Origin of the sequence: Flavobacterium sp., assembly GCF_044371705.1 — a bacterium.
GTDB lineage: Bacteria > Bacteroidota > Bacteroidia > Flavobacteriales > Flavobacteriaceae > Flavobacterium.
On sequence record NZ_JBILTE010000108.1, the window covers coordinates 1 to 9075 of the forward strand.

General features: G+C 34.7%; 6 protein-coding genes. 1 reads left to right on the forward strand and 5 read right to left on the reverse strand.

Features of this window, described 5'->3' with window-relative positions:
* Nucleotides 1–617 precede the first annotated feature (617 nt).
* Nucleotides 618–2270, forward strand: a complete 1653-nt coding sequence (locus ACIQ2S_RS08560; RefSeq protein ID WP_396174989.1) for a T9SS type A sorting domain-containing protein — start codon at nucleotides 618–620, stop codon at nucleotides 2268–2270.
* A 73-nt stretch (nucleotides 2271–2343) separates the two neighbouring features.
* On the opposite strand, the gene rpe is transcribed toward ACIQ2S_RS08560, so the two are convergent.
* From rpe to ACIQ2S_RS08585, 5 genes are all read right to left on the reverse strand, one after another.
* Nucleotides 2344–3003, reverse strand: a complete 660-nt coding sequence (rpe, locus tag ACIQ2S_RS08565) for a ribulose-phosphate 3-epimerase (RefSeq protein WP_396174991.1) — start codon at nucleotides 3001–3003, stop codon at nucleotides 2344–2346.
* 614 nt (nucleotides 3004–3617) lie between these two features.
* Nucleotides 3618–4481, reverse strand: coding sequence for an RNA polymerase sigma factor RpoD/SigA (locus ACIQ2S_RS08570; protein WP_026711939.1), 864 nt, complete (start codon nucleotides 4479–4481; stop codon nucleotides 3618–3620).
* Nucleotides 4482–4562: 81 nt separating this feature from the next.
* A complete protein-coding gene (locus ACIQ2S_RS08575) occupies nucleotides 4563–6968 on the reverse strand; it encodes a TonB-dependent receptor domain-containing protein (RefSeq protein WP_396174995.1) in 2406 nt (801 codons plus the stop codon).
* 127 nt (nucleotides 6969–7095) lie between these two features.
* A complete protein-coding gene (locus ACIQ2S_RS08580; protein ID WP_396174997.1) occupies nucleotides 7096–8364 on the reverse strand; it encodes a hypothetical protein in 1269 nt (422 codons plus the stop codon).
* Nucleotides 8365–8545: 181 nt separating this feature from the next.
* On the reverse strand, nucleotides 8546–9075 hold a 530-nt coding region (locus ACIQ2S_RS08585), incomplete at its 5' end, for a KH domain-containing protein (protein ID WP_396174999.1).

Genomic DNA, 9075 nt, shown 5'->3' on the forward strand with positions numbered 1-9075 from the left:
TATTGTATCTGTCAAATCAGAAGAAGATACGGTCAACAAGAAAATTGTAAAACAAAATTAAGTTGTATCTACAGATAAGATCTTCCTACGCTAAAACTTAGGGAGATTTTTTTATGTAAGTAACTTTTTCAAAATAACTGACTGTTATTTTTGGATTGTCTGATTTGAAAAAAATTCCTATAACTAAGAAGCTGCAATAACTTCAACTTATTCTTTAGTTTTTTAATGGTTGTATGATTATCAATTTGATTTCTATTTTTAACGTTGTTTGTAGTAATCAGTTCTTTTAATAGTGCAATTTTTTAATATGTATTTTCCATAGCAAATTATTTTCCAAATCCATGATTTATAATAATTGATCAAATAAATCAATGTTTCGGGTCAAATCTCTGTTTAAGTTGATTGTAAAGTGATGGTTTCCAGCAATATGTACTATCATGTTGTAAACGGGCTTCATACTTGCGAATATTTGATACTATTGTATTGAATAGTATTGATATAGTTATAAAAGGGAATATAATTGTTAGTTGCTATAGTTTTTTAACTTTAATGTTGATTGAATTATAAATATTAATACCTTTATGACGTATTTTATTTACTAATTAAAAACGCGACACATGAAAAAAACTACTTTACAAAATGTTTCATTATCTAGATTGATTCTTGTTGTTTTATTTTTTGCTTCTGCAATTTCGTTCGGTCAAACAGATTTTTATTCAGCTTTGCCGGGGAATGGTGCAACTTCAGGCAATGGTAGAGCTCCGCAAGGTTCTCAACGTTATAATAGGTCAGTTTGGATTATTACACCTACAGAAATGGCAGCATCTGGCTTGACAACAGGGGCCACTTTCAATTCTATTACATTTACGTATACAACACCGGGAAGTGTTCCAGTATCAGGAAATATTATCGTTTATCTGGAGAACACCACTGATGTGACTGATACAAAATCTACTACTTGGGCTACTGCTATCACTGGAATGACAGTAGTAAGTAATGGGGCAGTTACAATACCGGCTGCTGCGACATTTACAATTAATTTTGCAGGCGGAAGCCCTTTTACTTATAATGGTGGCGGATTGTATGTAGCATTTGATTATTCAAATCCTGCAGGTACTTTGTCAACAAGCAATACAGCCTTGTGCACCAATGTATTAGCAAGTAGTTTAAAGAGTGCTTTTTCTTTAACCGCAGCTCCAACAACGGTTACTGCTTCAGCTTTTCGTCCTCAAACAGTATTAGGTGTTCCTGTGGCTTGTTCCAAACCAACAGCCTTGGGCTTCGCAGCTACAAGCACAACCAGTGCAACGCTTAATTGGACAACAGCAGCTCCGAACAGTACTCTAGAGTGGGGACCTGTTGGATTTACGCCAGGTAGTGGAACAACTGTTGCTTCAATAGTTAGTCCGTATCTTTTAACAGGTTTGACTCCAAGCACAAATTATACTTTTTACGTACGATCAAATTGTTCCACATCACTTTCTAGCGTTTATGAAGGGCCATTTAATTTTCACACAGTTTACGAACCAACAGCGGCACCTTATACGACAGGTTTTGAGGTGACTACTTTTCCCTTTGTAGGTTGGTTGCCTGGAGGAACTGGAGCAAATGATTGGTTTATTAATCCAGGTGCAACCTTAGCTCAGGAAGGAAATAATTGTGCAGCTGTGGTTACTGGAACAGCCGCAGCAAATAATTGGATGTTTTCAAGAGGTGTAAACTTAGTAGAAAATCAACAAGCTACTATTACGTATTATGTGAGAAATTTTGTCAATGGTTCTACAAATACAGCCAGTTATGAATTGAGAGTTGGAACCGCACAAAATTCTGCCAGCCAAACAACCACTTTGTTTACTGAAACTAATATTAGTTCTATTGTTTATACCTTAAAAACAGTAAATTTTACACCAACGGTTACCGGAACGTATTATTTTGGATTATTGCATAATTCAGCAGGAAATCCTGCAGGGCAGCATGCATTTTTGTTGGATAATTTTAATGTTCAGCAGACTTTATCTGTCAATCAGCTGGTTACCTCAAACATGAAAGTATATCCAAATCCTTCAAAAGATTTTGTAACTATTGAGAGCGGTACAAACGAACTAATTGATGCGATTCAAGTTACTGATATGCATGGTAGAATTGTAGATTCTTATTTGGTAAATGCAAAGGAGTATGTTTTAAACATTTCAAGTTTATCCAAAGGAATGTATTTTATATCGATTGCTACTGACAACGGAGTGGGTGTTAAAAAGATTATAAAGGAGTAAACAGCTACTAATTAAAATAAAAAAGAGGCTATTCAGATCAATTGAATAGCCTCTTTCCTTTTTAAACTCTTTATTATTTTAATAATTTTTTCATAGCACTAATTGTTTCGATTGGATTTTCTGATTTAAAAACAAAATTTCCAGCAACTAATACGTCAGCACCCACTTCAACTAATTGTTTGGCATTTTTACTGGTTACACCACCATCAATTTCGATGATTGTATTTGCATTATTTTTGACGATAAGTTCTTTTAATTGCGACACTTTTTTATACGTATTTTCAATAAATGACTGTCCGCCAAACCCCGGATTCACACTCATGATGCAAACTAAATCTATGTCTTGAATCACATTCTCTAATAAAGCTATGGGTGTATGCGGATTCAAAGCCACACCGGCTTTCATGCCTTCGGCCTTAATTGCTTGCAAGGTTCGATGTAAATGTGCACATGCTTCATAATGCACGGTTAACACATTTGCTCCTAATGTTGCAAAAGTCTTAATATAACGGTCCGGATCAACAATCATTAAATGTACGTCGATAGTTTTTTTGGCATGTTTTGCAATAGCTTCCAATACCGGCATGCCAAATGAAATATTAGGGACAAAAACACCATCCATAATATCAATGTGGAACCAATCGGCTTCACTACTATTAATCATTTCGATATCGCGTTGTAAATTAGCAAAATCAGCAGCTAAAACAGAAGGTGCAATCAATATATCTTTCATTGAGTTGTTGTTTGAAGTGACAACTCGCGAGTTGTCTGTGCATGTTGTTTGTGCAAAAGTAAAATTTTAATACCAAACCATGCAGTCTTTTGTTAAAAACCTGAATTTTCTTTTTTAGCACTGATTTGCGTGAAGGATTGAGCAATTGTTTGAGCTCTTTTTTGCTTGTGTAACGCAGTGGAAAAATCAAAAAAAGCGAGTGCGAAAGCCTGACCCGGAGCTTGCGGAGGGGCACGCCCAAATAATAAGTACGAATCTGAACTACTGAAATGAATTCATTACCGCCAAGGTCAGATAAAAAAAACTCCGGAAACCCGAGCGAAGCGAACTGACTGGAGATTTGCTCCCCTAAAAAGCAAAACTCCGGAAACCCGAGCGAAGCGAACTGACTGGAGATTTGCTCCCCTAAAAAGCAAAACTCCGGAAACCCGAGCGAAGCGAACTGACTGGAGTTTTGCTCCCCTAAAAAGCAAAACTCCGGTAATCAGCCGGAGTTTCAATCATCAATCAAAAAACGAACAGTTTATAAGACTGTTGTTAACTATGAAATTCCAAAATTTGAAATTCTAAATTCCAAAATGTGCCAATGGAATTTGAAATTTACTAGTTGGAATTTATCCTAAATAGGTTTTCAAAATTTTACTTCTAGACGTATGTTTTAATCTGCGAATTGCTTTTTCTTTAATTTGACGAACGCGTTCACGTGTTAAATCAAAAGTTTCGCCAATTTCTTCTAATGTCATAGGGTGCTGGTCTCCCAAACCAAAATATAAACGAACAACATCGGCTTCTCTAGGTGTCAAAGTTTCTAATGATCGTTCAATTTCTGTGCGTAATGATTCGTGAATTAATTCACGATCAGGATTTGGGGATTCACCTGAACGCAATACATCGTAAAGGTTAGAATCTTCTCCTTCAACTAAAGGTGCGTCCATTGATAAATGACGACCAGAGTTTTTCATACTCTCTTTAACGTCGTTAACAGTCATGTCTAACTCCTTTGCAATCTCTTCTGCTGATGGGGCACGTTCGTTAGATTGCTCTAATAGAGCATACATTTTATTGATTTTATTAATGGAACCAATCTTATTCAACGGCAAACGCACAATACGTGACTGTTCAGCTAATGCTTGAAGAATGGATTGACGAATCCACCATACAGCATACGAAATAAACTTAAACCCACGTGTTTCGTCAAAACGTTGAGCCGCTTTAATCAAACCTAAGTTTCCTTCATTAATTAAATCGGGTAGTGTTAATCCTTGGTTTTGGTATTGCTTAGCTACCGATACCACAAAACGTAAATTTGCTTTAGTAAGTTTTTCAAGTGCTCTTTGATCACCAGCTTTAATACGTTGAGCCAGTTCTACCTCTTCATCAGCAGTAATTAAATCAACTTTTCCTATTTCTTGTAGGTATTTGTCTAAGGATGCAGTTTCACGATTTGTTACCTGCTTGGTGATTTTTAGTTGTCTCATTTAATTTGTTTCCTTTAATTAAAGTTTTCAAATGGTTATACGTACAAAGCAAACAATTTGTTACAAAAATGAAAACAAATATTATCGAATTCTGTTTTTTTCTTCTTCATTGCTTGATTCACGGGTGTTAGCTCTTAGTTTTCTATTCCCAAATTTATAAGTTACGCCGATTCGAACAGATCTTTCGTCATAGTAAATGGATCGACTTTGCGGTGTATTATTTATTACAGAATTTGTATAGGTTAATGAACCTCTGGTTAAATCAGATCCATAAATGATAAAGTTCCAACCTTTATCCTGTAATGTATATCGGAATCCTAAATCAAGACGGTGATAGCTAGTAATTTCATTGAAAATACTAAACACAGGGGCGTTGTAATTAAAATTAATTTCTCCAAAAAAGTTTTTCTTTTTGTTTAGGGTAAATGTATTATAAGTGCCAAATCCATAACTAAAACCATCTTGCTTTTCTGCCACAATTTCTTTGATAAAAGTTGTTTGATTGTAATAGCCGCTCAACGAGTTTGAACTTTCCCACCAAGACAATTTTGCAAAATAATAACTTATGTTTCCACCGTAGGTTGCTAAATCATAAAAATTTTCTTGTATTAAAAAAGTGATAGGAGGATTTTCATTCAGATCGACAAAATTGATTTGGGAATTTCCGTTGGTTGTGTTAGAATAGTATAATTTGAAAGACCAATTTTCTTTATGATTGAAAGTCAATTCTACATTGTCTGTAAATGAGGGTTGCAGGTACGGGTTTCCTTGGACAATTTCAAACGGACTTAAATACCATTTATAAGGATTTAAAGCCCAATAATCTGGCCTTCCAACTCTTTTGCTGTAACTGATGGAGTAATTGTTGTTTTCGTTAGCTGTATACATTAAGTAAGCTGTTGGAAACAGTTGATCATAGTTAAATTTATTTGTTTCATTCTGTGTATTGTCTAGATACGCTGTTACACCTTTGGTTTGCGTAGTTTCATATCGCAGGCCTACTTGTGCTTGCCATTTTTCGCCCAATGATTTATTTGCAGAAAAATAAAGTGCTTGTGTATTTTCTGTATATTGAAAAATATTTGTTTGATTGGGATCAATAACATAAGTACCATTCGTAATAGTAAAAAACTGAATATCACTGGTGTTATCAATCCAACTTAATTTTCCTCCAAAACTATAGTTGGCCCATTTGGTTGGAATTTCAAAATCAATTTTACCACTAAAGTTGGTTAAGTCTTGCACCCCGATGTTATTGGCATTTATTAAATCAGAAATAACATTTGTAGCCACATTCGTTTCGGTTGAACTAAAGGTCCTATTTTGTGAATCCTGATAATTAAAAGCGTCAAAATCAATAGTCATTAGTTTTCCTATTGTATCTAATTTTTGAATAAAATAAACATTAAGGGAGTTGTTATCAGTTGTCGAATTGTTGTAGCCCTTGGTGCTAATTAGTGTTTCTAGTTGATTTGTGTTCTTGTCAAAAATAGAAGTGTGGTTGTAATCGTCAATGTCAGGTTTGTTAAAAACGCCTGTGTATTTAAATCCTACGTTTGCTTTTTCTGTTAGTTTGTAATCAAAGCCAAAAATTCCTCTGTAAACATCCGTGTAGTCTCGTCGGTTCGTTCTACTTTCCCAATTTTCAGAAGTAAATTTTGTGTCGACGGTTTCTAATGTTTTGATTGATCCTTCTTGTTTTACAAAATCAGCTACTAAAGTTAGTTTCTTTTTGTTAAATGTAAATCCAATGCCTCCGGCAAAAGTGGGATAGCTTGTTTGAATATAATTAGTACGAAGATTAACTGCCCAAGAATCTACAGGTGCTTTTTTTAGTTGGATGTTGATCAGTCCGCTATTTCCATCGGCGGCGTATTTTGCAGGCGGAGTGGTAATGACTTCGATACTTTTGATCTGATCTGAGCTCAAGTTTCGCAAATAATTAGCTAAATCGTCTCCGGATAGATTAATCATTCGATCGTCAATCATGACGCTCACGGTACTTTTTCCAACTAGTTTTATGGAATTTCCTTGAACAGCAACTCCTGGCGTTCCTTTGAGAAGTTGGTAGCCGTCACTTCCTGTTGAGCGAACACTATTCTCTACATTAAAGACCGTACGGTCTACTTTTGTTTCAATGACTTTCTTTTTGCCAGAAACTTCAACTTCTTTTAGTGTGTTTGTGTTGTCAAATGAAGTTAAAGTGCCTAAATGTAATGAGTTGGTAAATTCAAAATCGGTGGCATAGATAACGCTACCTACAAAATAGCACCTCATTTTATATAGTCCGGGTTCAATTAAAATAACAAAGTTTCCCATGCTATCTGTAATCCCTGAGCCTTTTACTTTGTCATTTTCAAAAATAAGTACTTCAATATTTTCTAAGGGATTATTTTTTTCATCAACAAGCTTCCCTGAAATTTCAAATTCTTGGGAATAAATATTGGCAAAAAATAAAAGAAAAAAAAATCTAATCAGTAGGTTCATTTAATGCATTTTTAACTTCCTTTAGATTTGGGGGCAAATCAATTGAAAATCAATTAAAAGTTAAAAATAGTATTAAATTTCTGAGAAAAAAAAATATTTCGTTAAAAAATGTTGAATTCTTTCTATTTTACAGGTAAATTATTTTTCTTGTTTTAGTTATTGAGCTACTTTTTGGGATTTGAACCACTGTTCCATTGCTAAAATCTATACCATAAGCTTTACTTGTTGAGGCTTGTGTACTACTCCAATAAATAGCATTTGCAAAGTTGCCCTGTCCGTTTAAATGGAGGTTTGTGTACATTAATTGAAGTTCTGCAATGCTTGGCAAAAACCAGTTTTTCTGGGCGGGTGCAATTGATAATAATGCGGTTTTTGAAGTTACAGTTCCGTTATTTAAATTGCTGCAGAGTGCTGGGTTTACACTGTAGTTAATGCCATCATGATAATTTGTGATTGCAATAGAATTCATTAAACCAGTTCCAATCTCGTCATTATTTGCTAAAATTATTGATGCATTCGAGCAGCCCCATTCTTCTTGAGCAAGATCTTCGCCTGCAATTTCAATATATTTCCAACCATCCGAATAAGATTCTTTTGCGTAAGTTACTAAACCATTAAGTGGTCCCGACTGACCAACAGTAAAGTTGCCCGAAAACCCGCAACTGTAATTTAATTTTATGTCGTATCCAAAATTTATAATTTTAGAGCCTGCATTGCTTACTACCTTGTAATTTTTATTCCAATACTCCGAAACACTTGTGTTACCTACAAGAAATATGTTAAGGTATAATTCGGAGTCTATAAAAAGATGCGTCCAAGTGCCAGTATAATTTGTATTTTGATGGCTAAAAACTATTCCACCGGTTTCGCTTGCAATAAAATAGCCTCCTGCGTACGTATTATCAAAAGCACTTTCTGAATAAGGTATGTTCCATACACATTGTTCTGCGGTTGCTGATTCAGTATTATAAGCTGCTATAATATCTTCAAGTGTACACTCATTTAAGGCAATAATAAGTTCTTCATTATTTGAGATAAAAAACACATCGCCATTCGGAAGAACTGCAGATAATGGATAACTGAACGATATATTTATTCCTTCTTGGATATTTTCTAAAAAAGCAATTAGTTGATCGCTACCTGTAATTTCGTGTGAACCAAGTAAGTCGTAATCGTCGTCAAAGGTTATCATTGTAAAGGGGTAAACGAACTCAACGCAAACTGCTTCGTCATTAATCATTCCGTGGTCGCTTATCTTTTTGATGCCCTCCAGTATTTCAGTGGAAACAGGTTTGAACCTTTCCGGATCTACTTTTACATTAGTTGGTTCATCTTCGCAGGAACTGCTAAAAAAGAAAAGAGAAATTATAACGGCAATAAAAGTAGCTTTTTTCATGTGATAAAGATCTATAAGTATTATTTAGAAATTTTTACAATAAGTATGCCAAAAAAGAATTAATTGTTTATTTGGCTTTTTAGAACAATAAGTTTTCGATTTAACTTATAAATTTTATTGAATAAAAAAACCCTGCATCAATTAAGAATACAGGGTTTAGTTGAATTAATATAAAAGAATATTAACCTTGTTTTGGGGTGATTTTATTATTCTCGTCTCTTGGAGGTCTTGGTAAAAGTGCCTTTCTTGAAACTTTTTCTTTTCTTGTTTTTGGATCAATTCCCAAATATTTCACTTGAAATACATCGCCCATATTCACAACATCGGTTACGTTTTCTGTTCGTTCCCAAGCCAATTCAGAAACATGAAGTAACACTTCATTTCCGGGAGCCGCCGTATATTCTACTACTGCACCAAAATCTAATAACTTGATTACTTTCACTTCATACGCTTCACCCATTTGTGGTTTAAACAGCAACGAATCAATTTTAGCTAAAACAGCTGCAATTCCATCCGGATCTGTACCTAAAATTTCAACCACACCTTGTTCGTCTACTTCATTGATGACAATAGTTGTGCCCGTTGCTTTTTGCAATTCTTGAATTACTTTTCCGCCCGGACCAATTAATGCACCAATGAACGAACCTGGAATTGTTCGCATAATGATTTTTGGAGCGTGTTTTTTAACGTCTGGTCTCGGAGTTGCAATGG

What these genes read in the sequence shown, in the direction of transcription:
- ACIQ2S_RS08560 (WP_396174989.1), top strand. Translation starts at nt 618, where the DNA reads ATGAAAAAAACTACTTTACAAAATGTTTCATTATCTAGATTGATTCTT.
- rpe (WP_396174991.1), bottom strand. Translation starts at nt 3,003, where the DNA reads ATGAAAGATATATTGATTGCACCTTCTGTTTTAGCTGCTGATTTTGCT.
- ACIQ2S_RS08570 (WP_026711939.1), bottom strand. Translation starts at nt 4,481, where the DNA reads ATGAGACAACTAAAAATCACCAAGCAGGTAACAAATCGTGAAACTGCA.
- ACIQ2S_RS08575 (WP_396174995.1), bottom strand. Translation starts at nt 6,968, where the DNA reads ATGAACCTACTGATTAGATTTTTTTTTCTTTTATTTTTTGCCAATATT.
- ACIQ2S_RS08580 (WP_396174997.1), bottom strand. Translation starts at nt 8,364, where the DNA reads ATGAAAAAAGCTACTTTTATTGCCGTTATAATTTCTCTTTTCTTTTTT.